A 26904-nucleotide genomic window follows, 5' to 3' on the forward strand; every position below is an offset into this window, starting at 1 on the left:
CGGAATGTGTTTCCTTATGATTAGCGTTGAACTTATACCGTTAACAATGAAATTTGTAGGACCTAGATCATTTCGTCAACGTGATATCGCAGTAAAACTTGTTGTGCGAAATATGGACAATATCCCGGTTGTAATTGAAGAAATAAAAGAAATGGATATAAAAGTGAAGAATATGAAGCTTAAAACATTGGAGAATGGCTCGCACTATCTGCACCTTAAATTATGTATCGATCAAAAAAGACATACTGCTGATGTTTACTATGCTCTCCAGCATCTTGAAAGTGTTCAACAAACTGAAGTGGAAAGTATATAACGTAAAACAAACTCTCTTTTAAATTAGAGAGTTTTTCTTTTTTCTATAATGGCAACAATGAATGTAGTCCTGCAAAGTAAGGAGGAATAGGCAATTGAAATCCCGTCCGAATTTAGTAGATACATTTCGTGATTCCATTATTTTTCGTTTAATTTGCTTTATTGTTATACTTACTGCTTTTTCCGGCTTTCTTATACATAGATTAGAACCATCACACTTTACCACATGGTTTGATGGAATTTGGTGGTCAATCGTTACAATTTTCACTGTTGGCTATGGTGACTTTGCCCCTCATACACTAATCGGGAAACTTATCGGTATGAGTATTATTTTATTAGGAACTGGATTTTGCTCTTATTATATGGTGCTGTTTGCTACTGAAATGATCAATAAACAATATATGAAAGTTAAAGGAGAAGAAGCTGCGACTTCTAACGGTCATATGATTATTGTCGGCTGGAATGAACGAGCAAAACATGTTGTAAAACAAATGCACGTACTACAACCAAACCTTGATATCGTTTTAATTGATGAAACACTTTCTTTACTGCCAAAACCATTTCATCATTTAGAATTTATAAAGGGGTGCCCCCATCACGACCAAACGTTATTAAAAGCTAATATTACAACGGCACACACCATATTAATAACAGCCGATAAAGAAAAAAATGAAAGCTTAGCGGATACACAGTCCATTTTAAATATTTTAACTGCAAAAGGGCTCAACCCAAACATTCACTGCATCGCTGAACTTCTTACTTCTGAACAAATACAAAATGCAACGAGAGCTGGCGTGTCAGAAATTATAGAAGGAAATAAATTAACGAGCTATGTATTTACCGCTTCTCTTTTATTCCCTTCCATTTCAGGTGTACTATTTTCACTTTACGACGAAATCTCTGATAATAAATTACAACTGATGGAGCTTCCTATGTCCTGCACCGGACAAACTTTTGCCAATTGTAGCTATACTCTTTTAAAGCAAAACATTCTCTTACTAGGTATAAAGCGCGACGAACAATATATCATTAATCCAGTTCATTCCTTTGTTCTCATTGAAAGCGACATACTCATTATTATTCACCATTAGTAAAATGACGCTCTAATTCTTGCATGAGCACTTTCCCAATATTGATATATTTTCTTTTTACATCTCCATCTGGATCTTTCGGCTCAGCAAATTGATCCATTCCACTCGTTCCAGCTGTTAACGTATTTACATGATCATCTAGTTCGTCTTGATATACGTGCGAAAGAATATACGGCGTTCCAAGACGAACTATTACGCCTGGTACATCTAGTTCTCCATCAACAGCTGTAAATGGCACTCGTAAAAATTGATAGCCGTCTTCTTCATCGATTTTATAATCAAAGCATCCTTTATCATAATCCCAGTTGCCACCAATGCTATATCCAAGCGGCTTCATTATTTCTTCTAACTTATATAACGCATATGTACGTCCTTCTAAATTTGATTGAATCGGAATCAAGCCCATCCCTCCTAGACTTTTTCTTTAGCATACCCACTCTAGTTTGAATATACTGATGGACTTTTCGATGAAATAATAAAAAGCGGCCGGATTCCGGCCGCTTTTTATTATTTTAAACGCTCTTCTAATTCTGCTTTTAATTCTTCAAATCCTGGTTTACCAAGTAAAGCAAACATGTTTTTCTTGTATGCTTCTACCCCTGGTTGGTCAAATGGATTTACGCCTAATAAGTAGCCGCTCATCGCACATGCTTTTTCGAAGAAGTATACAAGGTAACCGAATGTGTACTCATTTAATTCAGGAATATTTACGATTAAGTTTGGTACTCCGCCATCGCTATGTGCAAGTAATGTACCTTCGTATGCTTTCGTGTTTACGAAGTCTACAGTTTCACCAGCAAGGTAGTTTAATCCATCTAAATCGTTTTCTTCTGATTCGATTGTTAGTTCATGTGTAGGTTTACCTACTTTTAGCACTGTTTCAAATAAGTCACGACGACCTTCTTGAACGTATTGACCTAATGAATGTAAGTCAGTTGAGAAGTTTGCTGAAGATGGGAAAATACCTTTTTGATCTTTTCCTTCACTTTCACCAAATAACTGTTTCCACCACTCAGCGAAGTATTGAAGTGCTGGCTCATAGTTAACAAGCATTTCAATTGTTTTTCCTTTATTGTATAGAGCGTTACGAACTACTGCGTATTGGTAAGCTGGGTTTTCTTCTAGTTCTGATGTACCGAAGTCCTCACGACCAGCAGCTGCCCCTTTCATCATCTCTTCAATATTTAAGCCACTCACTGCGATTGGCAATAAACCAACTGGCGTTAATACAGAGAAACGTCCTCCAACATCATCTGGAATAACGAATGTTTCGTAACCTTCATTATCAGCTAATGTTTTTAATGCACCACGCGCTTTATCTGTCGTTGCATAAATACGTTTGCGAGCTTCTTCTTTTCCATACTTTTCTTCTAATAACTTACGGAAAATACGGAATGCTAGTGCTGGCTCTGTTGTTGTACCTGATTTGGAAATAACGTTAATAGAGAAGTCTTTACCTTCTAGTACATCCATTAAATCTTTCATGTAAGTGGAGCTAATGTTTTGTCCAACAAATAGCACTTGTGGAGTTTTACGTTGTTCTTTAGAAAGTGTGTTGTAGAAAGAATGGTTTAACATTTCAATTGCTGCACGTGCTCCTAGGTAAGAACCACCGATACCTACAACAAGTAAAATGTCAGAATCATTTTTAATTTTTTCTGCGCATTTTTGAATGCGAGCAAATTCTTCTTTGTCATATTGAAGCGGAAGGTCTACCCACCCAAGGAAATCGTTCCCAGCTCCAGTTTTTTCGTGGATTGCGTGATGTGTTACTTTCACTGCATCACGTAAATAAGTGATTTCATGTTCACCGATGAAGGATAACGCTTTAGAATAGTCGAACGTTACATGTGTACTCATCTTTTTCCCTCCAATTATGGATATGTATTTCTGTATTCACTTTAGCGAAACTGAAGTTGTAAATCAAGCGATTCACCCCTTGTAAACGTAACCAATATATATTTTTTAAAAAAAGTTCATTTTTTGCATAAAAATTCGCATTTTTCGGTATAGATGTATATACATCCTATTTCGAACATTTTTTATGTATAAAAACAACATAACTACCCCATTCTATAAAAGAGTTAATTAACTCATCACTTGCTCATGCTTCACAATTAAGGGGGGCTTTTTCATGAGTACTTTGCAACGTATCGCATTAGTCTTTACTGTAATTGGCGCTGTAAACTGGGGATTAATTGGGTTCTTCCAGTTTGACTTAGTGGCAGCCATTTTCGGTGGACAAAACTCAGCTCTTGCACGTATTATTTACGGCATCGTCGGTATTTCTGGGCTGATCAATCTTGGTTTACTCTTTAAACCATCAGAAAATCTTGGTACTCACCCAGAAACGAACGAAATTCGCTAGTCAGTATGTCCTTACTCACCTTCGACATACGAATATGATTGCATGCAATCATATTTGCAAATATATATCATAAGAAAAAGTAAAAGAGGAACGCTCATATGCGCTCCTCTTTTACTTTGTTAACTCAGACTCTTCAATCCATTCTGTTAGCTTTTCTCGCAGCGTATTAAATCCGTCCTTAGATGGATTCGGTATAAGAATCCGTCCTTGTTTTCTTTTCGCCGCTTTTAACGATAAACTCATTTTTCTGTGTTCTTCATCAATTGAAAGTACTTTTACTTCTACTGTATCGCCGACTTTTAAAAAGTCATGAATATCCTTTACATATCCATTTGTAATTTCAGATATATGCACAAGTCCTTGTGTTTCTGCATCTAACGCTACAAATGCACCGTAATCTTGAATCCCAGTCACTTTCCCTGTTACAACCACTCCTGTTGTATATTGTTCTGACATATGAAACACTCCCATACGTTTACCATTTTCTCTACAATTGTAGATAGCAAAGCAGATGATTTATTGTTAAATATCCGATTAGTTAATACATACCGTAAGTAAAGCTACTCAGGATACGCATACCTTATATTAGTAAATTATACCACTATGAAAGAGCTCATTCAAAATTCATGAAAAAATTTCCTTAAGTAAGTATAATTCTCCAATATTAGGATAGAATACTAACACATGGCTTTCTAGTATTCCCCCCCTTTTATGGACAAAACGTATTGTGTTTTGTCCTTTTTTTATTCTCTATAAACCGTTCCATTCTCTTCATTGCTTCCATAAGCTGTTCAAGCGATGTTGCATACGAACAACGAATAAACCCTTCGCCACTTTCGCCAAATACACTTCCAGGTACAACAGCCACTTTTTCTTCTAATAATAACTGTTCTGCAAATTCCGCTGAAGATAGTCCAGTTGACGAGATTGAAGGAAAGACATAAAATGCTCCGCCCGGCACGTGACACGTTAATCCCATTTCATTGAAAGATGTCGTCATAAAATTACGGCGTTTCTTATAGCTATCTCTCATCCGAATTACTTCATCATTCCCCGCACGTAACGCTTCAAGTGCTGCGAACTGAGACATCGTTGGGGCACACATCATAGAATATTGGTGAATTTTGAGCATTAATTCTGAAAAATGAACAGGAGCTGCAATCATACCAAGACGCCATCCTGTCATTGCAAATCCTTTTGAAAATCCCGAAATTAAAATCGTATGCTCGCGCATATTTTTAATACTCGCGAAACTTGTATATGCTTCGTCGTATACAAGTTCTGCATAAATTTCATCAGATAATACGATTAAATTGTACTTCTCAACAATCACTGCTATTTCTTCAAGCTCGGACTTGTTTAACATTGCACCTGTTGGGTTATTTGGTGAACAAAGTAAAATTGCCTTTGTCTTCGCTGTAATAGCTGCCTCAATTTGTTCTGGTTGTACTTTAAATTCATTTTCTAAAGTAGTCGCCACAGGAACTGGAACGCCTCCAGCTAATGTCACAAGCGGGGCATAAGAAACGAAACTTGGCTCAATAATGAGTACTTCATCATCAGGATTTATAATGGCGCGCATCGCTACATCTAACGCCTGACTTGCTCCAACTGTAACAATGATTTCATCGTTTGGATCATAAGAAACTGCAAATTGTTTTTTTAGATACTTTGCTATTTCTTGACGGAGCTCCAATAATCCTGCATTTGCTGTATATGACGTATATCCTTGTTCTAAAGAACGGATACATGCTTGCCTCACATTCCAAGGTGTAACGAAATCAGGCTCTCCTACTCCAAGCGAAATAACACCTTTCATATTTGCTGCTAAATCGAAAAACTTTCGAATACCAGATGGTTGTAAAGATTCCGCTGCTCTAGATAGTTCAAATTGCTTCATGGTGTCACCACAATTCGCTTATCATCATCGTTTTTTTCATAAATAATTCCCTCATGTTTATACTTCTTCAAAATAAAATGCGTTGTCGTAGAAACGACAGATTCAATTGTTGCTAATTTCTCAGAAACAAACATCGCCACTTCTCCCATTGTCTTTCCTTCTAATGTAATAGAAAGGTCATATGTCCCTGACATTAAATACACAGATTTCACTTCTGAATAACGATAAATTTGCTCAGCAACCGCATCGAACCCAACGCCGTGCTTTGGCGTAACTTTCACATCAATCATTGCCGTTAAACCTGTATGTTCTTTCACCTTCGTCCAATCGATATGTGTTACATAATCCACGATAATCTTTTCCGCTTCTAATTTTTCAACCATTTTCTTTACTTCTTCTACTTCTATATTTAACAGCTTCGCTAATGTATCTACAGATAATCGACTACTTTTTTCAAGACAAGCTAATAATTCTAATTCTTTTTCTGTCACCATATAAATCATCCTTCCTTTTCGTTTGTGTCTAAATTATACAAATAGCCTTTCCAGTTTGAAAAGAAGATTTTTTTAGTGAATTATGTCAAAATAAAGTGAAACTTTAATCCATGGAAAGGTTCACCCCATGGATTATTAGCCCGCTCCAATCGGGCTTTTACGAGCAGTTGATCTCCCACCTCACTTCTTTGTCTCAACCCTCTTTTTAGGTGGGAGTCTTACTGCTCGTTAAAGCGGGGTGAAGTGAAACTTTACTCAGTAGAAAAATGCATGATAAAGCGAAAGGGGATGGAATCGTGAAACCAAAAGTTTATATTGCTGAACCAGTTCCAACATTTGTAGAAAACTATTTATCAGAACACTGTGATTATGAAAAATGGGAGCAAAATGAGAAGGTACCTCGTGATGTTCTACTAGAGAAAATACAAGATAAAGATGGTTTATTAAATTTCGGATCTGCTATTAATGAAGAATTATTGGAGGCGGCTCCTAACTTAAAAGTAGTAAGCAACATTTCTGTCGGTTACGATAATTTTGATTTACAAGCGATGGAAAAGCGCAATGTCATCGGAACAAATACACCTTACGTACTAGATGATACAGTAGCTGACCTCGTTTTTGCTCTTATGTTATCTGCTGGTCGTCGTGTTTGTGAACTCGACTCCTACGTAAAAAATGGTAAATGGAATGCGGAAATTGGAAAAGAGCACTTTGGGCTAGATGTACACCATCGTACAATCGGCATTATCGGTATGGGCCGAATTGGTGAAGCTGTTGCAAAACGAGCGAAATTCGGATTTGATATGGATGTTCTTTATTATAACCGTCGCCGAAAAGAAGAAGCTGAACAAAAATTCGATGCTACATATTGTGATTTACAGACGCTTCTAAAGCAGTCTGACTTTATCGTTCTTCTTACTCCATTAACAGATGAAACGTACCATCTTATCGGAGAAAAGGAATTTTCATTCATGAAAGAAACGGCTATCTTCATTAATGCTTCTCGTGGGAAAACAGTAGATGAAGAAGCGTTAATCGATGCGTTAACAGAAAAGAAAATCTTTGCAGCAGGCATCGATACTTTTACACAAGAGCCGATTCAAAAAGACAATCCGCTCTTATCATTACAAAATGTTGTGACCTTACCACATATCGGATCTGCAACATTAAAAACTAGGCAACAAATGGCTATGACCGCCGCTGAAAATTTAGTTGCAGCGTTACAAGGAAAAACACCGCCTAATATTGTTCGCGGGTAATACTGAATATACGAAAGGCAAGATGACATCGTCATCTTGCCTTTTTTTGTTAACATATTTTTTTCTGCCTTGGAAATGATATGAACAAAAATCAATGGAGTGACAAAAAATGAATCACGAATCTACTTGTCCTTATTTCACTTTTTCCACTCGCGGCACTACTGTTCATTACGAATTGTATGAACATGAAAATAAAACAGAACGTCCTACTTTCGTACTCGTTCACGGCTTTTTATCTTCCTCATTCAGCTACCGCCGTCTTATTCCTTTATTATCGAAAGAAGGAACAGTCATTGCTCTTGATTTACCACCGTTCGGGAAGAGTGATAAGTCTCATCTATTTAAGTATTCTTATCATAATTTAGCAACGATTATAATCGATTTAATTGAACACTTATCTCTCTCAAACATTGTGTTAGTTGGACATTCTATGGGCGGCCAAATTTCACTTTACGTAAACCGTATACGTCCTGAATTAATTTCAAAGACAATTTTACTATGTAGCTCTAGCTATTTAGCACGCGCAACTTTACCTTTACTGTACTCTTCTTATTTACCGTTCTTTCATTTATACGTAAAGAACTGGATTATACGGCGCGGCATCGTTCATAACTTAATGAATGTCGTTCATGATCATTCATTAATTGACGATGAAATGAAGGCAGGTTACTCTGCTCCTTTTTATGACAACCGTATATTCCCCGCTTTAACTCGTATGATACGAGATCGTGAAGGTGACTTACCTTCAACTGAATTACAAAAAATCGAAACACCTACGCTACTCATTTGGGGTGAAAAAGATCGGGTCGTCCCTGTACATGTAGGTCATCGTCTGCACAAAGATTTACCGAATTCGAAATTTATTTCTTACGAAAACACAGGACATTTACTACCTGAAGAAAAACCGGAACATGTTTATGAAGAAATTATGGCTTTTTCTGCGCAGTAATATAAAAAGGCTGTCGGAAATTCCGACAGCCTACAATGAACAACTTCCGCCTTCTTTTATTATAAGTAATTCCACAGCTAACTTCTCACATTTTTCAAGCGCAGGTACTTCCTCAAAAGACATAAAGTATATATGTTGAATCTTCTTTGCGATGTATTTTGAATCATCAAACACACTTGCGACGTTCACAACATCGCTCGCTTCTGTTTCATAAAACTCCGGTCCCATTTGAAACGGATCCCAATTCTTCACAACCTCTATCATCTTTTCATATGTACCCATTCGCTTCCCGCCTTTTCACTTTTTAATACTTTTCTTTATCCTATCACATCAGCTATTCTATAAGAAGAGAGAGAACTTTCATAACTTAACGGTTTTACAGAAGAAGGGGGCAAACTTATGCAACTATTTCATAAAGCAGTCAATCGCCGTGGAACTCATAGTACAAAATGAGATACATATAAAAACGAAGAACTTATCCACGCGTGGATTGCTGATATGGATTTTGAAGTACCACAACCAATTCAAGCTGCTTTAAAGAAACGTATCGAGCATCCTATTTTCGGCTATACACTTCCTCCCGAAAATATTGGCGATATTATTTGTAACTGGACAAAAAAACAGTACAACTGGGATATTCAAAAAGAGTGGATTGTCTTTAGCGCCGGAATCGTTCCAGCTCTTAGTACGAGCATACAGGCCTTCACAAAGGAAAACGAATCCGTTCTCGTACAACCACCTATTTATCCCCCATTTTTCGAAATGGTCACAACAAACAATAGACAATTATGCGTAAGTCCATTACAGAAACAAAATGATACATATGCGATAGACTTCGAGCATTTAGAAAAGCAATTTCAACAAGGTGTCAAACTTATGCTTCTTTGCAGTCCTCACAACCCGATAGGCCGTGTTTGGACGAAAGAGGAATTAACAAAGCTTGGATCTTTATGTACCAAATATAATGTAATCGTTGTCGCAGACGAAATTCATTCCGATATTATTTATGCAAATCATACACATACACCGTTCGCTTCTTTATCTGAAGAACTAGCAGCGCGCACGATAACTTGTATGGCTCCAAGTAAAACATTTAATATCGCTGGATTACAAGCATCGATTATTATCATTCCAAATGAAAAACTCCGTCAAGCCTTTACATCTATCCAATATAGACAAGGCTTCCACGGATTAAATACATTTGCCTATACAGCGATGGTAAGTGCCTATACAGAATGTAATGATTGGCTAAATGAAATTCGATTATATATAGAAGATAATGCTCAATTTGCTTGTAAATATATGAAAGATCACATACCTACTCTTTCCGTAACGAAGCCAGAAGGTAGCTTTTTATTATGGATTGATTGCTCTCGCCTACAGCTTTCTCAAAATGAGCGCACTAAATTGCTCGAAGAAAAAGGAAAAATTATTGTTGAGCCTGGTGAGAAATACGGATTAGGCGGCGAAGAACATATTCGAATTAACATCGGCTGTCCAAGGTCTGTTTTAGAAGAAATTTTAAATAGGCTGCGCCATACGTTTTCATAATAAGAAAGGAGACTGTTTGGGACAGCCTCCTTTGTCAACTTTTGTCGGTAAGTCGATATATTTTAAAAATCGTCGATATATTCCAATAATCGCCGATATATTTTAAGTTACAGTCGATATATTCCAATAATCGCTGATATATTTTCACTTACACTACACAAAAAAGCTACCGCGCACGGTAGCTTTTACTTTTTCTTCATATCCGACGCTTTTTTTACAATAACACCACAAGCAATTCGATCACCTGATTTACCTGTCGGTTGTGTCATGCCATCATCAGCGTTTTCTGTAATAATAATAGACGCTCCATCTTTTCTATGAATCGTCGTTTTTCCTTCTTTAAGCGTTATATGCGGCGCATCAATTTCTGCTTTAATCTTTCCAGAACCATCTGCAATTACGTTCGGTAAATCACCGTTTTCTGCACCCTTCGGATTGAGTAGTCCATGCTTTTTATCATCTGGATTAAAATGATTTCCAGCTGATTCAAAACGAGGTGCTTTACACTCTCCAATTTCGTGTACATGTAGTCCGTGCGGGCCAGGTGCGAAACCTTCCCCTTTAATCGTAATTTTCACTCCGCTTGTTTGCTGAGTTACTTTTGCAGTCCCCACTTCATCACCTGAAGCATTATGTAATTTCACGTCAATTTCTTTCGGCTTTCCTTGGTCACAACCTGCCATCAGAAATAGTAAACAACAACTGAAAAAAAGCCGTTTTTTCATTTTATTCCCTCCAAAATACATTCTGCCCTTAGATTGTCCGAGCATAGAGGGAAACATACAAAAATGAGTTACTGTTTCTTTTCAGCTAACAGCTTTTCTTCAACTTTCTGTAATCGATCTGCTTCTCGTTTTGATACACGAACGAACATACGCCATGTAGCAATCGCACCGATAATAAATAGAACACAAACAATCCCTGGAATAATATATTCTGTTTTATCTTCCGGAAAGTATAAAGGCATCATAACGAACACTCCTTAATTATAGGATTCGAAAAACATCAGAATTTTCTGTTATATACATTTAAATTATAGTTGAACCTATCCATATTCTCAAGGGGCGTTCCGAAAGCGAATGATTTCTTTGACTCCTTCTCCTACTTTCCTTACTATAAACTTGAGGTGAAAAATATGAGAGAAACATTTGAAATTGGCGAAATCGTTACTGGTATTTATAAAACGGGAAAATACATTGGCGAGGTTACAAATAGCCGCCCTGGCAGTTACGTCGTAAAAGTATTAGCTGTTTTAAAACATCCGGTGCAAGGTGACTTACATAACGTAAAACAAGCTGACGTACCATTTTTCCACGAAAGACGTGCTTTAGCTTTTCGTGAACAGACGAACATTCCAGAGCAAATGGTGAAGAAATATGAAGGAGAAATTCCAGATTACACAGATTCACTCAAATTAGCATTAGAAACTCAAATGAATTCATTTTCTGAAGATGATTCACCTTTTGCGGTTCGTAGTCTAGAAACATTAGAACAGTTAAAAAAGGACTACAAACTTTAAAAAAACAAAACGACCAAATTACATACTGTGCAATTTGGTCGTTACTGTGTACTCACTTTCTTTAACACTTTTGAAAAATCAACGAGTTCCCCTAATGTTGGAGGTGCTGGTTTCACTAAATACTCTTTATCTTTTTCTACTAATTTAAAAATATTATACGTCGTCATCGCATCATCTAGCGCACAATGATGCTTACCCGTCCCTACTTTTCCATACGCTTCAATCGCTTTCCACAATCCTGTTTGATTTCTCTCACCAAAAAACTTCTTATACTCAAGTGATAAATCACGACACTGTCCTTGGAAAGGAAAATCTACTCCCGCTTTTTCACAATTATGCTTCAACACTTTCATATCCATATTTCCCCACGTAACAATGGTCGGTTTACATCTCTTTTCATATTCTGCAAGTTTTTCAACGAGTTCTGGAAACGAAATTCCTTTATCTACGACTTCTTGTTTAATCCCTAAAAACTTCTTACATCGATCCGTTAAAGAAGGAAAAGTCTTCGGCCTAACATGAGCTGAATACGTATCTTCTACCTTACAGCCAACAACCGAAACGAGTCCTACCTCAATAATCTCCGGGAAAAATCCTTTTGGTTTTTTTCTGTGCTGGGGCATCGTAAACTCAAAATCCAAAAATAAAAATTGTTGTTCATTCATACGATCCCTTCCTTATCATCTTTGTCATTCCTTTCTATTTGACACTCCTACACGAACAAGCTCGAATGCTAATTCCATTTTAAATATTCAGATTGGATGTATCTTATATATATGTCAAATGCCCGCAAATATTTTTAAAAATAAGAAAAAGTAACCTTTGCAGAAAATATAACAAAATAAACCCTTTCATTTACATCCGACATTTTTCTACTTTATAATGACGTTATGTGTGTTTCATCTAGTTAATTTTTGACACACTAAGAAAAGTGAATGAAAGGAGATGAGAGTTTTGCACGAAACAACGCAAGAGCTCGCAAACTGGCAGTATTATTTTGCTATCGCAGTCTTTTTAATTACATATGCCATTATTATTTCTGAAAAAATTAATCGCGCTGTCATCGCACTTCTTGGCGCAGCACTCATGGTAATTATGGGGGTCGTTGATTTACACAACGCCTTTACGAAACATATTGAATGGGGGACGATTACACTACTCATCGGTATGATGATTTTGGTGAACATTACGAGTAAATCGGGTGTCTTCCAATACGTTGCCATTAAAGCGGCAAAAGGAGCGCAAGGAAATCCAATTAAAATTTTAATTTCCCTTTCCTTACTTACTGCGCTTGGTTCCGCGTTTTTAGATAACGTTACAACTGTACTTCTTGTTGTTCCAGTTACTTTATCTATTACGCGCATACTGCAAGTAAATCCTGTCCCTTATTTACTTTCTGAAATTATTTTTTCAAACATTGGGGGAACAGCAACATTAATTGGTGATCCACCTAACATTATGATTGGTTCTGCCAATAAGCATTTAGATTTCAATGCTTTCTTACTAAACTTAGCGCCAATCGTAATTATTATCATTGGTGTGACAGCGACAATACTTTACTTCATGTACCGCAAACAATTAATCGCTGATCCTGTACAAGTTAAAAAATTAATGAGTTTAGATGAAAAGCAATACATTAAAGATCCAGTATTAATGAAAAAATCTTTAACAGTACTTGGACTTACAATTGTAGGTTTCATGACTCATTCCATTTTCCACGTTGATGCAGCTATCATCGCTTTAACTGGTGCTACTGTACTTATGTTAATCGGTGTGAAAGAACATGAAATTGAAGAAGTATTCGCAAGTGTAGAATGGGTAACAATCTTCTTCTTCGCAGGACTATTCGTACTCGTTGGAGGACTTATCGACATCGGTCTTATTAAAATGTTAGCTCAAAAAGTAATTGGCATAACAGGCGGAGATATTTCTTACGCATCTATCCTTATTTTATGGGTATCTGGTATCGCCTCTGCAACAATTGATAACATTCCATTCGTTGCAACAATGATTCCTCTTATTAACGATATGGCTGTCGGATTAGGTTTATCACCTGCTGACGCACAAATCGACGTATTATGGTGGGCATTAGCATTAGGTGCTTGTCTGGGCGGAAACGGAACATTAATCGGCGCTTCTGCTAACGTAATTGTCGCAGGTATCGCAAGCCGCGAAGGACATAAATTTAGCTACATGGACTTCTTAAAAGTCGGTTTCCCAATTATGATCGTTTCATTAATCATTTCTCATATTTATATTTATGTACGCTACCTTATGTAGCACAAAAAGCGCTCTGATAACCAGGGCGCTTTTTTCATTACACATATTTAAATTAAACTTACTCGTTATACCTCACCGGCTCATTTCTGATAATGAACAAGTGAATCGGCAAGAACACTGAAAATGTGATGACATGAATAATTGTAAATAATATAGAGTTCGTTCCATATCTGTCTAAAATAGCGTAGATAAGATAAATAGACAACACAATGGATACAGCTGTTGCTATTAAATATAAAATTGGTACGAAATTAAAAATGAAACATGCGACATATATGCCGAATACTTTCCATCCTGCTTCTTCTTTCAAGAAATCGGGTAATTTATCTTTCGCTAAATCACCCCATATTTTACTATTTAAAAAAGGAATAAATGCTAGAACTCCATCCGTTGCACCGTCATTTTTCGCCATCGTATACAGTGCAAAAGCCGTTAACAAATACGCAATAACTGCCCAAATCAATATAACAAGAATAAACGCAAAACTAAGAGCAAAGAAACCTGCTAGTAAGCCTTGATCTTCCATCTTATCCTCTCCTCTCTACTCTCAACATATTTCATTGCATTGCAAGTTATGTTTTAAAATTCAACCAAACTCTTTGTATAATAATAGGAGTAACATAATAAGAGAGGAGAACAACCGATGCATCCATTTGTAAAAACATTACAAGAGCATTTCATAGCTCACAAAAATCCGGAAAAAGCAGAACCGATGGCACGTTATATGAAAAATCACTTCCCATTTCTCGGTATTCAAACACCTGAAAGAAGACAATTATTAAAAGACGTCATCCAAATACATACTCTCCCAGATCCAAAAGACTTCCAAATTATCGTACGTGAGCTTTGGGATTTACCAGAACGAGAATTTCAGGCAGCCGCACTCGATATAATGCAAAAATATAAAAAGCATATAAACGAAACGCATATTCCCTTCTTAGAAGAACTTATTGTAACAAAATCTTGGTGGGACACTGTCGATAGCATCGTCCCTACATTTTTAGGTAATATTTTTTTACAACATCCAGAATTGATTTCTGCCTATATTCCAAAATGGATTGCATCAGATAACATATGGTTACAACGAGCCGCTATTTTATTCCAGCTAAAATATAAACAAAAGATGGATGAAGAACTTCTTTTTTGGGTTATTGGACAACTACATTCTTCGAAAGAATTTTTCATTCAAAAAGCGATTGGATGGGTCCTTCGCGAATATGCAAAAACAAATCCCGATGTCGTTTGGGAATACGTGCAAAATAACGAGCTTGCCCCGCTCAGCAGGCGTGAAGCAATTAAGCACATTAAACAAAATTACGGAATAAATAACGAAAAAATAGGCGAGACTCTATCATAGATAGACGCGTTCCTCTATTGAGATTTAAAAAAGAACGTGTTAGAATATGTTCATTATTATTAATATAAGTAGCGATGACGGACTTATAAGTACTTGCACAAAAAGCGATTCAGGGATAGTGAAAGCCTGAAGCCGCAAGGAAACGGCAGTCTCGAGCAATACGTGATAAAGTGGATGCACCTTTTGTGTATCAACTAGGGTGGAACCGCGGGCAAACGCTCGTCCCTAGGCAATTAAGCCTTGGGATGAGCGTTTTTTTATGTTTTTCAAAGCATATACTGCTCGTTTCACAAGTTACCTGAGCACGTCATCGCCAATACGTTAACTTTCAAAAGGAGGATTTTATTATGTATTCAATGGAACAAGTAGTAAACTTAGCGAAACATCGCGGTTTCGTTTTCCCTGGTTCTGAAATTTACGGTGGTCTTGCAAACACTTGGGATTACGGTCCACTTGGAATCGAATTAAAAAATAACGTTAAAAAAGCTTGGTGGAAAAAATTCATTCAAGAATCTCCATACAACGTTGGTTTAGACGCAGCTATTTTAATGAACCCAAAAACTTGGATCGCTTCTGGTCACGTTGGTAACTTCAACGATCCAATGATCGACTGTAAAAAATGTAAAGCGCGTCATCGTGCTGACAAATTAATTGAAGATGCATTAGATGCAAAAGGCATCGAAATGGTTGTTGATGGTCTTACTTTCGACCAAATGGCTGACTTAATGAAAGAACATGAAGTAAAATGTCCTGATTGCGGTAGTGAAGAATTCACTGAAATCCGTCAGTTCAACTTAATGTTCAAAACATTCCAAGGTGTTACAGAGTCTAGCACAAACGAAATCTTCCTTCGTCCTGAAACAGCACAAGGTATTTTCGTAAACTTCAAAAACGTACAACGCTCTATGCGTAAAAAACTTCCATTTGGTATTGGCCAAATCGGTAAGAGCTTCCGTAACGAAATCACGCCTGGTAACTTCACATTCCGTACACGTGAATTCGAACAAATGGAACTTGAATTCTTCTGTAAGCCTGGTGAAGATTTAGAGTGGTTCGCATTCTGGCGTGAAACTTGTAAGAACTGGTTACTTTCACTTGGTATGACTGAAGAAAGCATGCGTCTTCGTGACCACGGTGAAGAGGAATTATCTCACTACAGTAACGCAACAACTGACATTGAATTCAAATTCCCATTCGGTTGGGGCGAACTATGGGGCGTTGCATCTCGTACAGACTTCGATTTAAAACGTCACATGGAACACTCTAACGAAGACTTTAACTATATTGATCCACAAACGAATGAGCGTTACGTACCGTACTGCATCGAGCCATCTTTAGGTGCTGACCGCGTAACATTAGCGTTCTTATGTGATGCATATGAAGAAGAGCAATTAGAAAACGATTCTCGTACAGTTCTTCGTTTCCACCCTGCTTTAGCACCATACAAAGCAGCGATCTTACCATTATCTAAAAAGCTATCTGAAGGTGCTACTGAAGTATTTGCAGAACTAGCTAAAGACTTCATGGTAGACTTTGACGAAACTGGTTCTATCGGTAAACGTTACCGTCGTCAAGACGAAATCGGTACACCATTCTGTATCACTTATGACTTCGACTCAGTTGAAGACAAAGCTGTTACAGTACGTGACCGTGACACAATGGAACAAGTGCGTATGCCAATTAACGAACTAAAAGGTTTCTTAGAGAAGAAAATCCAGTTCTAATTATAAGAAAAAGAGGCTGCTCATTAGAGCAGCCTCTTTTTTTACTTTTCACGTTTTTCTTTAATTGCTACTGTACATCTTGAAATACATAATAAATCGTCATTCTCATCAATGATACGTACATCCCAAACCATCGTTGAGTTTCCTCTATGTATCGGTGTTCCGATCGCTGTTACAATTCCATCTTTCTTTGAGCGAATATGGTTTGCATTAATTTCTAGACCGAAGCAAATACATTTCTCTTGATCAATTAAATTGTATGAACCGACGCTTGCTACTGTTTCCGCTAACGCAAGAGACGCACCACCGTGTAAAAAACCAAACGGCTGATGTGTACGTTCATCAACAGGCATCGTAGCAACTACCTTATCTTCTGTCATCTCTAACAACTCAATTCCAAGCGAATCCATTAAAGTTTTTGCCATATCGTTTCCCCCTTCTCTCACTTTAATTAAATGTATAATTTTACCTATTTACTTTCAAACTACGTATAACACTTATATAAGGAGGTTTCACCTAAATGAAACAGAAATTTTTTATACTATCGCTTATGTTCTCCTTGCTGACTATTGTACCAAATTGTGCACTAGCAGCCAAAGCATCCAACCTGACAATCGATGTTCAGACTGTCACGCAAAAAGGTAAGAAACCTTATATAGAATATCAAATCAATAGGCCTTCGTTTCATAACTTTTCCGATTCTAAGTTTCAAAATAAGCTAAATTTCTATTACAAAAAATCTACTGAAAAATTTAAAACAAAATTAGAAAAAGACGCAAAAAAATATTATAAAGAAACAGAAGGATCTAGTACACCATTTCATCCGTACGTGGCGAATGTTGATTATAAAGTCTCCTTAAATAAATCACCTTTGCTCAGCCTATATTTGAATTACTATCAATATACAGGCGGAGCACACGGTCTTTATACGTGGAAGGCTAACACATTTGATTTAAAAGAAAAAAAGTTACTACACTTAGACGATTTATTTCAACAAGAAGATAAATATAAAGACGTAATTCGTGCTGAGATCGTAAGACAAATTAAACAAAATGAAAGTATTTATTTTCCTGATGCAACTGAAAAAGTCATGAGCACGAAAAAGTTTCACTTCTTTTTAGAACCGAACAATCTCGTCATTTATTTCCCTTTATATGAAATTGCACCTTATTCAAGCGGCATTCCACAATTTCGTATTCCATATACGTTGCTAAGAGAGTATTTGAAGCCTTCTTATCAAAATATTTTAATTGACAACAAGTAAATAGTTTCGCTACGATAATGTTAACTTAAAAACAACAGGAGGTTAACATTATGAGGAGATTTCATGTTTTAGATTTAGCATTAGCCGCCATGTTCGTCGCTCTTATGGCCATTGGTGCAAATATTGTATCTTGGGCACCATTCCTGCAAGTAGCGGGCATCCCATTATCTATGCAACCATTTTTCGCAATTTTAGCAGGGCTTCTTCTTGGAAGTAGACTTGGTGCATTATCAATGACTGTTTACATGCTAGTTGGAGTAGCAGGTGCACCAATCTTCGCTAACTTCAAAGCTGGATTTGGAGCACTTTTAGATCCTACTGGTGGCTTTATTATCGCATTTATTATCGTTGCTTACGTATCAGGAAAACTCGTAGAACAAAAGGAAAAACCAACATTTCGTACATTTGCAACTGCCTCTTTCACAGGAATCATTTTAACTTATATTATCGGTACTACTTACATGTACGGGGCAGTCAATCTCTTTATGGGCGGTAATATGAGCTATAAAGCTGCTTGGATGATTATGATGTGGTTTGCAGTAAAAGATATTGCATTTACAATTATCGGTGCTATTATCGCACCTCGCATATACTATGCTGTGCGTCGTTCTGCTTATCAGCATTCTCATTCGACGATTTCATAAGAAAAAGGAGTTGTTCCTACTGGAACAACTCCTTTTTTATATTAAGACTCTTGATTCGTTTGTTCTTCTAAAATTTTCTTCATCATTACGACCATGTCATCACGTAATTCTGGGTGTTGCAGTGCCATTTCGATTGTCGTTTGAACAAATCCTAACTTTTCACCTACGTCATAGCGCTTTCCTTCGAAGTCGTAAGCGAATACACGTTGAATTTCGTTTAAACTTTGGATAGCATCTGTTAACTGAATTTCGCCACCAGCACCAACATGTTGCTGTTCTAAGAACATAAAGATTTCAGGCGTTAAAATGTAACGTCCCATAATCGCTAAGTTTGAAGGTGCTGTACCTTGCGCTGGCTTCTCAACGAAATTGCGAACTTGGTAACGACGACCTTCTTGTTCTAATGGATCAATAATTCCATAGCGATGTGTTTCCGACTCTGGAACAGTTTGTACACCAATAACAGAAGAAAGTGTTTTTTCATACTCATCCATTAATTGACGTAAACATGGTTTCTCAGCTTGGACAATATCATCACCTAGTAGCACTGCAAACGGCTCATCGCCAATGAATTTACGTGCACACCAAACAGCATGTCCTAGCCCTTTCGGTTCTTTTTGACGGATGTAATGAATATCTACCATTTTTGAAGAAGCTTGTACTTTTTCAAGCAACTCATATTTTTTCTTCTCCAATAAGTTTTGTTCTAGTTCAAATGCGTTATCAAAATGATCTTCGATAGAACGCTTTGTTTTACCAGTAACGATAATAATATCTTCGATACCCGATTTCACTGCTTCTTCTACAATGTATTGGATCGTTGGTTTATCTACTATCGGTAACATTTCTTTCGGCATTGCTTTCGTTGCTGGTAAAAAACGTGTTCCTAATCCAGCTGCTGGGATTATCGCTTTTCTTACTTTTTTCATCACAAAATACCCTCTCTCCTGTCGGAATCAATAGCAATCATTTCCTACATAAAACAAAAGGGAGATTTCGCTCCCTTTTGTTCCTTACTACTTAAAATTACTTTGTATTATAAACGATTCATAATGTCTTCTTTAATAGTAAGTAACTTTTGTTCACTATTTTGTAAAGAACTATCTTTTACACCAAAGTAGAACTTAATCTTCGGTTCAGTTCCAGATGGACGTAGGCAGAACCATGAACCATCCTCTAATTGATATTTTAACACATTTGATTTCGGTAAGTGAATCTCTTCTTTATGTCCATCTTGTAAAGATGTAATAATGCTTGCTTTATAGTCTTCAACTGCTACAACCGTTAAGCCCGCTACTTCTTTCGGAGGATTTTCACGGAATGTTGCCATCATCTCTTGGATTTTTTCCGCTCCATCTTTTCCTTTTAACGTTAACGACACAAGGTCTTCACGGAAGAAGCCGTACTTCTCAAATACTTCTAATAGACCGTCATATAACGTTTTCCCTTGAGATTTGTAGTATGCAGCTACTTCACATGCGAATAGGACAGATTGTACTGCATCTTTATCACGGCAGAATGGGCGGATTAAATAACCATAGCTTTCCTCATAACCGAATTGGAATTCATATTGTCCGCTTTCTTCATACTGTCTAATTTTCTCACCGATAAATTTAAATCCAGTTAACGTATCAACTGTATCTAAACCGTATGTTTTCGCGATTGTACGACCGATTTCAGACGTTACGATTGTTTTTAATACGACACCGTTCTCTGGTAGCGTTCCGTTTTCTTTCTTTTGAGATAATAAGTAATCAAGCATTAATGCACCTGTTTGGTTACCAGTTAATACTTGGAACTCACCATCGTGATTACGAACTGCTACACCAAGGCGATCTGCGTCAGGATCTGTTGCGATTAATACATCCGCTCCTACCTTCTCACCGTCACGAATTGCATATTCAAATGCTGCATGCTCTTCTGGGTTCGGTGATTTTACTGTAGAGAAGTTCGGATCTGGTAACTCTTGCTCTTTTACAACTGTTACATCTGTAAATCCAACTTCTTTTAAACCACGGCGTACAGAAATATTTGATGTTCCGTGTAGTGGTGTGAAGACGATTTTTAAATCTTTGCCGGCCTTTTCCACCATTTCTTTATTAATAATGACATTGTTCAATTCTGCAGCATATGCATCATCGACTTCTTGTCCAATAATATGTAATAAACCGTCAGCTTTTAATCGCTCCACATTAGCAACCTCAACTGTTAACTCGTCTTCTACTGCGTTTACGTAGCTAATTAATTCATCAGCTTCTTTCGGAGGCAACTGTCCACCATCTTCACCGTATACTTTATAACCATTATATTCAGGCGGATTATGACTTGCAGTAAGAACGATTCCACTCACTGTATGTAAATGACGAACTGCGAAAGAAAGCACTGGCGTTGGACGTAAGCTTTCAAACACATATGTTGTAATGCCGTGTGCACCTAGTGTAGCAGCAACTTCCATTGCGAACTCAGGTGATTTATGACGAGAATCATAGGCTACAACAACACCGCGTTTTTTCGCTTCCTCACCTAACTTTTCGATAAAGCTTGCTAATCCTTTTGTCGCTTTACGAACTGTATATACGTTTAAACGGTTCGTACCAGCACCAAGTTCACCACGCATACCACCTGTGCCAAACTCTAGATTTTTATAAAAGCTATCCTCGATTTTCTTCTCATCTTGCTTCATATTTTCTAGCTGTTCTTTTAATTCTGCATCTAATTGTGCGTAAGAAAGCCAGCGACTAAATTCTTGTTTCCAATTCATTCTTCTCTCTCCTCTCGCTCGTCATACCTTTATTATATGAAAAAAACATGCTGTATCTCAATATTTTATAAAATCTAGCAGGATTTTACTAGGAATATTTGTATACACTATTGTTAAATACTCCACTAAAGGGAATGAGGATTATGCGCGAATGGGGCTTGTCAGAAGAGCTCAAAATACAAACAAAGCAAATGATTGAAATTGCTGAAAAAGAACTATCGATTATGAGGAGCGCAATCGATAAAGAAGACGAATGTATTTTATGCAAAATGGAAGATATTCATCATATGTTAGCAAATGTACAAACATTGGCAGCTACATACTATATTCAAGCATATTTATCACCTTATACGGAAAGTTCATCTTTTATTACGACAGCTATCCAACATTTAAGCGCCCGAAAACATGGCGCTCTTATCGTTGTGGAACGAAACGAGACGCTTGAAGCTTTCATTCAAACTGGAACGACATTAAACGCTCATTTAACCGCACCATTACTCGAATCAATATTTTATCCAGGTAACCCTCTTCATGATGGAGCCGTTCTCGTTAAAAATAATCATATTGTCTCAGCTGCCAATATTCTTCCGCTCACGAAAAGCACAGAAGTTGATCCTGAACTAGGAACACGTCACAGAGCTGCAATTGGCTTATCAGAAAAAAGCGATGCCCTTATTTTAGTTGTCTCTGAAGAAACGGGCCGCACTTCCTTTGCTTTAAACGGGACTTTATATACAATTTCTCTATAAAGTAAAATTACATCGGCCGTAACACCATATATCAATAAAAAAGGCTGTTCCAAAATGTAGGAACAGCCCTCTCTTACGATCTTATTCTTCGCCGAAACGTTCAACAAGCGTTGCAAGTGTACGTACCATTGCACCTGTTGCTCCAGCTGGACCTAAATCATGCGCTCCTGATGATTCAGATGTTCCAGCGATGTCTAAGTGTACCCAAGGTGTATCTTCAGCAAATTCACCCAGGAATGTACCAGCCATAACCGCATGTCCTTCGCGGCCTGGTGAGTTATTTAAATCAGCAAACTTACTGTTTCTCACGCGTTCTTTATCACGATCAAAAATCGGTAATTGCCAAATTGATTCATCTGTTTCCATAGATGCTTCTAGCACTTGCTCAAACAACTCTTCATTGTTTGTCATTGCACCTGTCGTATGATTTCCAAGTGCAACAATTACACCACCTGTTAATGTCGCAACATCAATTAAATAGTTTGCACCTAATTTTTTCGCATACGTAATACCGTCAGCTAATGCTAAGCGACCTTCTGCATCTGTATTTAATACTTCAATTGTTTTTCCGCTCATAGATGTGATTACATCGTCTGGCTTAAATGCGGTACCACTTACAACGTTATCTGTTGATGGAATAACAGCGATCACATTTTGCTCTGGGCGAAGTTCACCGATAATTTCCATCGCACCTAATACAGCAGCTGCACCGCCCATATCACCTTTCATACCGACCATACCTTCACGTGGTTTTAAAGAATAACCGCCTGTATCGTATGTGATTCCTTTTCCAACGAATCCAATAACATCTGTCCACTCTTCTTTTCCTTTATAAATAAGAGCGATCATTTTTGGTGGCTCTACACTACCTTGGTTTACTGCAAGTAACGCACCCATACCAAGCTCTTCCATCTCTTCTTTCTCAAGAACTTTATAATCCATATCATACTTCTCAGCTAACTCAACAGCATACTCAGCAAGCTTCGTCGCTGTTAATACGTTTGGCGGCATATTTACAAGTGTACGAGCTGAATTTGTTGCACGTCCATGTACGTAGCCAACTGTTAATGCCGCTTCAATTTCCTGTGCATCTTCCGCTGTAATAGCCGTAAACTTCTCTAACTCTACACGATCCTTTTTATCTGATTTATACGTTTGTAACTCATATGTACCAAGGCCTTGTACTTCTGCCGCAATATGAGCGACATCAATCGCGTCTAATTTCTCTGTTACGAAAGAATCAAGTAAGATTGCTGCATCTTGTACTTTTGCTGCTTGCAGTGTTTTAAACGTCTTACCAAGAGCCGAACGTAATGTTTCTGTCGTATAAGATTCTTTCTTGCCTAAACCAACGAAATAATAACGTTTCACTTCTGTTTTTCCTAAACTATGTACTTTTGAAATAGCTTTCTTCTTCGTAGAAAGTTCTTTCTCTTCTAATAAAACTTGTAATTGTCCTTCAAACGCTTTGTCCAGTTCTTGTACAAAGCTACTCGTTTCCTCTTCTTCAAATAAGGCAACAATCACCGCTTCATGGCTTGCTAATTCTTTTTGTACTTGGAACATGTTCAGACCCCCTAAATTTCTCTACTCTATCTTTATTATAACTTTATTTTCGATAAAATGCGACAATTCTAACTTCTGTTATACCCTATATAAAATAAAAAAAGTCTAGCGTACTTACCACTAGACTATCTTTGTTTTAAATATTGACCACGAAACACTTGCATCGTCTCATCCTGGTTTAACATCGTTAACTCTTCTTCTGAAAACTTACCATTTCCTATCTTAACTACATATACATTTACTTTTTTCTTACCCCATTGGCTATAAACATCTTTCACTGTATCATAGTACAAATCAAGACGGTTTCCTTTTATTGCACCGCCCTTATCAGCTACTACACCATACCCATAACCTGGTACGAATAAGATTGTTCCAATTGGGAATACGCGTAAGTCCGCTGCAATTGTGGAATATAAATCCCGTTTCGCCTTAACACCTGAATATGTAATACCATACTCCGGATGTCCCGGCCTCTTACCAGTTGACTCAATTCCCGACGTATAACCTGTTGCAGTCATTTCAATTGAACGATATTTAGACCAGTCGTTTGCCTGCTCTAAAGCATTTATCACTTCTTTACTCGGAGCAACATTTCTTTTAACTTCTGCTGCATGTACTTCTTTTGCACTCGTTCCCTCATATTTCTTTACAATCTCTAATAAAGAAACTCCTGTGAAAGCATTCCATGTTACGCATAATGCAATTGCAAGTAAACAAGTCATCATAATGCGAATACAATATCGTTTTAACATTTTTATATGCCACACTCCTTCATCGTTAATCATTCCCTATACGATGAAAGAATATGCAAAAAAATAATCTCCAATTGCATTGGAGATTAAAACATTTGATATCCGCTTTTCCGAAGTTTCTTAATAACGATTCCCGCTAAAGCAGCACCAATCAATCCAGTAGATAAAATAAACACATCTGCTTGTCCTAAATGCGATACACTTGTCCCAAATGAAGAGAATGTTTCTTTTGGCTTTGAAAAATAATCCCACATACTCGCCTTATTAATAATAAGCATACAAACAATCGGATATACAATAACCATTACCCATGTCGCTCGCAATATCATGTTGAGTAAAAATCCAATTCCAAAAAACAAAATGAAAAATAACATCATTGAAATAAGTAATACCGGTATACTCACTCTTTCTCCCTCTCCTTCGTATGTGCCGTAAATACGTGATAGGCTGTATAACCAAACTGCTCTCCTGGATTTAATGTTTTGTCCATTTCAAGATGTAATTCTGATTGTCTTTCTAACAAATATGTAATAAGTACAGACGTATTTGGATCGTCCGCAATCGTATCTGGATGTAGAAACGCTACTTCAGACAATTCCTTCTCCTGTACAATAATCTCTTCCCCCTTCAGGCTCCAAAAGGAAAATAATCATATTATCACTAATCTCATTGCGAATTACGCCCGATCTAACACCAATGATCCCCTTTACATGAGCGACAATACCTGTCTCTTCTAACACTTCACGTTTCACAGCTTCATCAACGGTCTCACCTTCATTTACAAAACCAGCCGGTAAAGACCATTTCCCCTTTAACCCACTGTATTTCTTCTTAACGAATAACCACCTGCCATCTTTTGTAGCTACTAGGCCACTGACAGCTAACCATACTTTTCCTCGCTTCTCCATGATGTCATACCCTCCTCTATTAGAACGGACAGAATATTCTTTCTTTTTTATATATTATACTATATTTTTTAAATGAAAAAAGCAGAAACAGCTCTTAGCCGTTTCTGCTTTTTCTACTATATATTAAAAGAACTTTAATTTACCTTTTTTAAGAACTAATAAAGGTCCACCTAATAAGAATAGGTAACGGTTATCGATCACTTTCTTCATGAAGGAAGCTTTCCAACCTGTTAACTTTTTGCCCATAACAACGCCCATTGCATCGTCATGACCTAAAGAACATACAGATCCTTTATTATCGAATACGAATTTCTTCATTTCGCCTTTACCACGAACTAACACAGTTAAGTTGTGCGCAATGTTGTAACCTTGTTGAATTGCGATTTGTGCTGTTGGTGGGTATGGACGGTTAATTTCTTCGTTAATGATTAACGCTGCGTCACCAACCATGAATACATCTTCGTATCCTGGAGCGTGCATGTACTCATCAACTTTTACACGTCCGCGCATTGCTTCAAAGCCAGACTCTTCCACAATACCGTTACCACGAACACCTGCAGCCCAAACTACTGTTTCAGACTTAATTAATTCAGTATCATCACCGTTCGCAACGATAATACCTTCTTCAGTTGCTTCTTTAATTGCTGTACCGATGCGGAATTCTACACCTTTTTTCTCAAGTTGTTTCACAGCGTATTCTACTAATGCTGGATCGAAACCTGGAAGTGCTGTTGGAGCAGCTTCTACACAGATAATACGTGCTTTTTCACGTGGTACATTGTACTGTTTGCAAAGTTCAGGAACACGGTTTGCAAGCTCACCTACGTACTCGATACCAGTAAATCCAGCACCACCAACAACGATTGTTACTAACTCATCGCGCTTTTCATCTGCATATTTAGCGAAGCTAGCTTCCATATGCTCACGAATTTGACGAGTTGCATTAATGTTAGCGATTGAGAATGCATGCTCTTTTAATCCTGTAATTCCGAATGTTTCTGATTCGAAACCAAGACCGATTACTAAGTAGTCATATTCTAACTCGCCGTCTTTTAAGATAATGCGTTTTTCAGCTGCTTTAATTTCTACTACTGTATCTTGTACAAAGTTCACTTTATTTGTATCAATAACGTCTTGAATATCTAGACAGATTTTTTCATCTTGTAATGTACCAGCTGCGCTCTCGTGTAACCAAGTCGCTTGGTAGTGATAGCTGTTGTTGTTTACTAACGTAATTTCAGCTTCATTTACAGATAATGCTTTTTGCAGACGAACAGTCGTAATCATCCCGCCATAACCTGCACCTAAAACTACGATTTTTGGAGTCTTCACCAAATCACAACCCTTTTCTTTATATAATAGTAATGAAAAATAATACCAAGTACTAAAAACTCTATTTGTCAAGAATGTGGAATTTATCACATTCTATATCATAACAAAACACAGTCAAAAAATC

Annotated in this window: 29 protein-coding genes and 2 pseudogenes (1 of these 31 only partly in view); 13 read left to right on the plus strand and 18 right to left on the minus strand. The window is 37.3% G+C overall.

The annotated features are described in order from the left end of the window. Together PSR14_RS26295 and PSR14_RS26300 are read left to right on the plus strand one after the other, a co-directional pair. Positions 1–313: the end of an MgtC/SapB family protein gene (locus PSR14_RS26295; protein WP_073541100.1), read on the plus strand. The gene continues 368 nt to the left of window position 1, outside the view; 313 of the gene's 681 nt are visible here — the last part of the coding sequence; its start codon lies off the left edge, out of view; its stop codon occupies positions 311–313. A 94-nt stretch (positions 314–407) separates the two neighbouring features. Beyond that, positions 408–1403 carry a TrkA family potassium uptake protein gene (locus PSR14_RS26300; RefSeq protein WP_061536071.1) on the plus strand — a complete coding sequence of 332 codons (996 nt, stop codon included), beginning with the start codon at positions 408–410 and terminating at the stop codon, positions 1401–1403. On the opposite strand, the gene PSR14_RS26305 is transcribed toward PSR14_RS26300, so the two are convergent. Together PSR14_RS26305 and PSR14_RS26310 are read right to left on the minus strand one after the other, a co-directional pair. After that, complete coding sequence (locus PSR14_RS26305; RefSeq protein WP_061536070.1) at positions 1390–1803, minus strand: YugN-like family protein; 414 nt, start codon at positions 1801–1803, stop codon at positions 1390–1392. The two genes, PSR14_RS26300 and PSR14_RS26305, sit on opposite strands and share 14 nt — an antisense overlap. A 107-nt stretch (positions 1804–1910) precedes the next feature. Then, positions 1911–3263, minus strand: coding sequence for a glucose-6-phosphate isomerase (locus PSR14_RS26310; protein WP_000103660.1), 1353 nt, complete (start codon positions 3261–3263; stop codon positions 1911–1913). Positions 3264–3537: 274 nt separating this feature from the next. Between PSR14_RS26310 and PSR14_RS26315 the strand changes: the two genes are divergently transcribed. After that, a complete protein-coding gene (locus tag PSR14_RS26315; RefSeq protein ID WP_000105788.1) occupies positions 3538–3771 on the plus strand; it encodes a DUF378 domain-containing protein in 234 nt (77 codons plus the stop codon). Between the two features lie 111 nt (positions 3772–3882). Here PSR14_RS26315 and yugI read toward each other — a convergent pair whose 3' ends face one another. The 3 genes from yugI to PSR14_RS26330 all read right to left on the minus strand — a co-directional run bounded on the left by yugI (position 3883) and on the right by PSR14_RS26330 (position 6165). Further along, positions 3883–4227, minus strand: a complete 345-nt coding sequence (yugI, locus tag PSR14_RS26320; protein ID WP_000003767.1) for a S1 domain-containing post-transcriptional regulator GSP13 — start codon at positions 4225–4227, stop codon at positions 3883–3885. A gap of 253 nt (positions 4228–4480) precedes the next feature. Next, the gene (locus PSR14_RS26325) at positions 4481–5671 is read right to left on the minus strand and encodes an aminotransferase (protein WP_000808515.1); all 1191 of its coding nucleotides are present in this window, start codon (positions 5669–5671) and stop codon (positions 4481–4483) included. Beyond that, positions 5668–6165 carry an Lrp/AsnC family transcriptional regulator gene (locus PSR14_RS26330; protein ID WP_000255699.1) on the minus strand — a complete coding sequence of 166 codons (498 nt, stop codon included), beginning with the start codon at positions 6163–6165 and terminating at the stop codon, positions 5668–5670. The genes PSR14_RS26325 and PSR14_RS26330 overlap by 4 nt, the downstream gene beginning before the upstream one ends. A gap of 266 nt (positions 6166–6431) precedes the next feature. On the opposite strand from PSR14_RS26330, the gene PSR14_RS26335 reads away from it, so the two are divergent. Both PSR14_RS26335 and PSR14_RS26340 read left to right on the plus strand, forming a co-directional pair. Continuing rightward, positions 6432–7424: a D-glycerate dehydrogenase gene (locus PSR14_RS26335; RefSeq protein ID WP_073541097.1), complete on the plus strand. Its 993-nt coding sequence runs from the start codon at positions 6432–6434 to the stop codon at positions 7422–7424. A gap of 109 nt (positions 7425–7533) precedes the next feature. Next, positions 7534–8373, plus strand: coding sequence for an alpha/beta fold hydrolase (locus PSR14_RS26340; protein WP_001015186.1), 840 nt, complete (start codon positions 7534–7536; stop codon positions 8371–8373). A 30-nt stretch (positions 8374–8403) separates the two neighbouring features. On the opposite strand, the gene PSR14_RS26345 is transcribed toward PSR14_RS26340, so the two are convergent. Next, positions 8404–8655 (minus strand): DUF1871 family protein, encoded by a 252-nt coding sequence (locus PSR14_RS26345; protein WP_000537634.1) that lies wholly within the window; start codon positions 8653–8655, stop codon positions 8404–8406. Positions 8656–8772: 117 nt separating this feature from the next. Here PSR14_RS26345 and PSR14_RS26350 point away from each other — a divergent pair. Further along, positions 8773–9924: pseudogene (locus tag PSR14_RS26350) on the plus strand (MalY/PatB family protein). Between the two features lie 185 nt (positions 9925–10109). On the opposite strand, the gene sodC reads toward PSR14_RS26350, so the two are convergent. Beyond that, positions 10110–10649, minus strand: coding sequence for a superoxide dismutase [Cu-Zn] (gene sodC / locus PSR14_RS26355; protein WP_000746506.1), 540 nt, complete (start codon positions 10647–10649; stop codon positions 10110–10112). A gap of 68 nt (positions 10650–10717) precedes the next feature. Next, the gene (locus PSR14_RS26360) at positions 10718–10894 is read right to left on the minus strand and encodes a hypothetical protein (RefSeq protein WP_000982758.1); all 177 of its coding nucleotides are present in this window, start codon (positions 10892–10894) and stop codon (positions 10718–10720) included. 165 nt (positions 10895–11059) lie between these two features. On the opposite strand from PSR14_RS26360, the gene PSR14_RS26365 reads away from it, so the two are divergent. Next, positions 11060–11443, plus strand: a complete 384-nt coding sequence (locus tag PSR14_RS26365) for a kinase-associated lipoprotein B (RefSeq protein ID WP_001209341.1) — start codon at positions 11060–11062, stop codon at positions 11441–11443. 41 nt (positions 11444–11484) lie between these two features. Here PSR14_RS26365 and kapD read toward each other — a convergent pair whose 3' ends face one another. Next, entirely contained in the window at positions 11485–12108 is a 624-nt protein-coding gene (kapD, locus tag PSR14_RS26370) for a 3'-5' exonuclease KapD (RefSeq protein WP_001005369.1), read from the minus strand. A gap of 289 nt (positions 12109–12397) precedes the next feature. Here kapD and PSR14_RS26375 point away from each other — a divergent pair, with 289 nt between their 5' ends. Beyond that, on the plus strand, positions 12398–13723 hold the full coding sequence (locus PSR14_RS26375; RefSeq protein ID WP_000545225.1) for an ArsB/NhaD family transporter: 1326 nt from the start codon (positions 12398–12400) through the stop codon (positions 13721–13723). Between the two features lie 58 nt (positions 13724–13781). Here the strand turns inward: PSR14_RS26375 and PSR14_RS26380 are convergent, their stop codons facing one another. Next, complete coding sequence (locus tag PSR14_RS26380; RefSeq protein ID WP_000390057.1) at positions 13782–14249, minus strand: hypothetical protein; 468 nt, start codon at positions 14247–14249, stop codon at positions 13782–13784. 117 nt (positions 14250–14366) lie between these two features. Here PSR14_RS26380 and PSR14_RS26385 point away from each other — a divergent pair, with 117 nt between their 5' ends. Next, complete coding sequence (locus tag PSR14_RS26385) at positions 14367–15080, plus strand: DNA alkylation repair protein (protein ID WP_073541096.1); 714 nt, start codon at positions 14367–14369, stop codon at positions 15078–15080. Positions 15081–15427: 347 nt separating this feature from the next. Beyond that, positions 15428–16804 (plus strand): glycine--tRNA ligase, encoded by a 1377-nt coding sequence (locus tag PSR14_RS26390; protein ID WP_000287153.1) that lies wholly within the window; start codon positions 15428–15430, stop codon positions 16802–16804. Positions 16805–16845: 41 nt separating this feature from the next. Here the strand turns inward: PSR14_RS26390 and PSR14_RS26395 are convergent, their stop codons facing one another. Next, the gene (locus PSR14_RS26395; protein WP_001140608.1) at positions 16846–17229 is read right to left on the minus strand and encodes a hotdog fold thioesterase; all 384 of its coding nucleotides are present in this window, start codon (positions 17227–17229) and stop codon (positions 16846–16848) included. 95 nt (positions 17230–17324) lie between these two features. On the opposite strand from PSR14_RS26395, the gene PSR14_RS26400 reads away from it, so the two are divergent. Continuing rightward, positions 17325–18068: a DUF3298 and DUF4163 domain-containing protein gene (locus PSR14_RS26400; RefSeq protein WP_000810358.1), complete on the plus strand. Its 744-nt coding sequence runs from the start codon at positions 17325–17327 to the stop codon at positions 18066–18068. A gap of 50 nt (positions 18069–18118) precedes the next feature. Next, on the plus strand, positions 18119–18712 hold the full coding sequence (locus PSR14_RS26405; RefSeq protein WP_001252157.1) for a biotin transporter BioY: 594 nt from the start codon (positions 18119–18121) through the stop codon (positions 18710–18712). 41 nt (positions 18713–18753) lie between these two features. On the opposite strand, the gene galU is transcribed toward PSR14_RS26405, so the two are convergent. Further along, the gene (gene galU, locus PSR14_RS26410; protein WP_002163486.1) at positions 18754–19641 is read right to left on the minus strand and encodes a UTP--glucose-1-phosphate uridylyltransferase GalU; all 888 of its coding nucleotides are present in this window, start codon (positions 19639–19641) and stop codon (positions 18754–18756) included. A gap of 107 nt (positions 19642–19748) precedes the next feature. Next, positions 19749–21473 (minus strand): phospho-sugar mutase, encoded by a 1725-nt coding sequence (locus tag PSR14_RS26415; protein WP_001104211.1) that lies wholly within the window; start codon positions 21471–21473, stop codon positions 19749–19751. Positions 21474–21616: 143 nt separating this feature from the next. Between PSR14_RS26415 and cdaS the strand changes: the two genes are divergently transcribed. After that, positions 21617–22222, plus strand: a complete 606-nt coding sequence (gene cdaS, locus PSR14_RS26420; RefSeq protein ID WP_001209528.1) for a sporulation-specific diadenylate cyclase CdaS — start codon at positions 21617–21619, stop codon at positions 22220–22222. An 81-nt stretch (positions 22223–22303) separates the two neighbouring features. Here cdaS and pepA read toward each other — a convergent pair whose 3' ends face one another. The 5 genes and pseudogenes from pepA to PSR14_RS26445 all read right to left on the minus strand — a co-directional run bounded on the left by pepA (position 22304) and on the right by PSR14_RS26445 (position 26780). Beyond that, positions 22304–23788 carry a cytosol aminopeptidase gene (gene pepA, locus PSR14_RS26425; RefSeq protein ID WP_000487970.1) on the minus strand — a complete coding sequence of 495 codons (1485 nt, stop codon included), beginning with the start codon at positions 23786–23788 and terminating at the stop codon, positions 22304–22306. Positions 23789–23913: 125 nt separating this feature from the next. Then, the gene (locus PSR14_RS26430) at positions 23914–24540 is read right to left on the minus strand and encodes a 3D domain-containing protein (protein WP_000920101.1); all 627 of its coding nucleotides are present in this window, start codon (positions 24538–24540) and stop codon (positions 23914–23916) included. Between the two features lie 86 nt (positions 24541–24626). Further along, positions 24627–24944 carry a YuiB family protein gene (locus tag PSR14_RS26435; RefSeq protein WP_000027014.1) on the minus strand — a complete coding sequence of 106 codons (318 nt, stop codon included), beginning with the start codon at positions 24942–24944 and terminating at the stop codon, positions 24627–24629. Then, positions 24941–25448: pseudogene (locus PSR14_RS26440) on the minus strand (NUDIX domain-containing protein). The gene PSR14_RS26435 and the pseudogene PSR14_RS26440 overlap by 4 nt, the downstream one beginning before the upstream one ends. Before the next feature lie 123 nt (positions 25449–25571). Then, the gene (locus PSR14_RS26445; RefSeq protein WP_000856615.1) at positions 25572–26780 is read right to left on the minus strand and encodes an NAD(P)/FAD-dependent oxidoreductase; all 1209 of its coding nucleotides are present in this window, start codon (positions 26778–26780) and stop codon (positions 25572–25574) included. Between the last annotated feature and the right edge of the window lie 124 nt (positions 26781–26904).

This window comes from Bacillus sp. A01H (genome assembly GCF_045277205.1).
In the GTDB taxonomy this organism is placed as follows: domain Bacteria; phylum Bacillota; class Bacilli; order Bacillales; family Bacillaceae_G; genus Bacillus_A; species Bacillus_A paranthracis.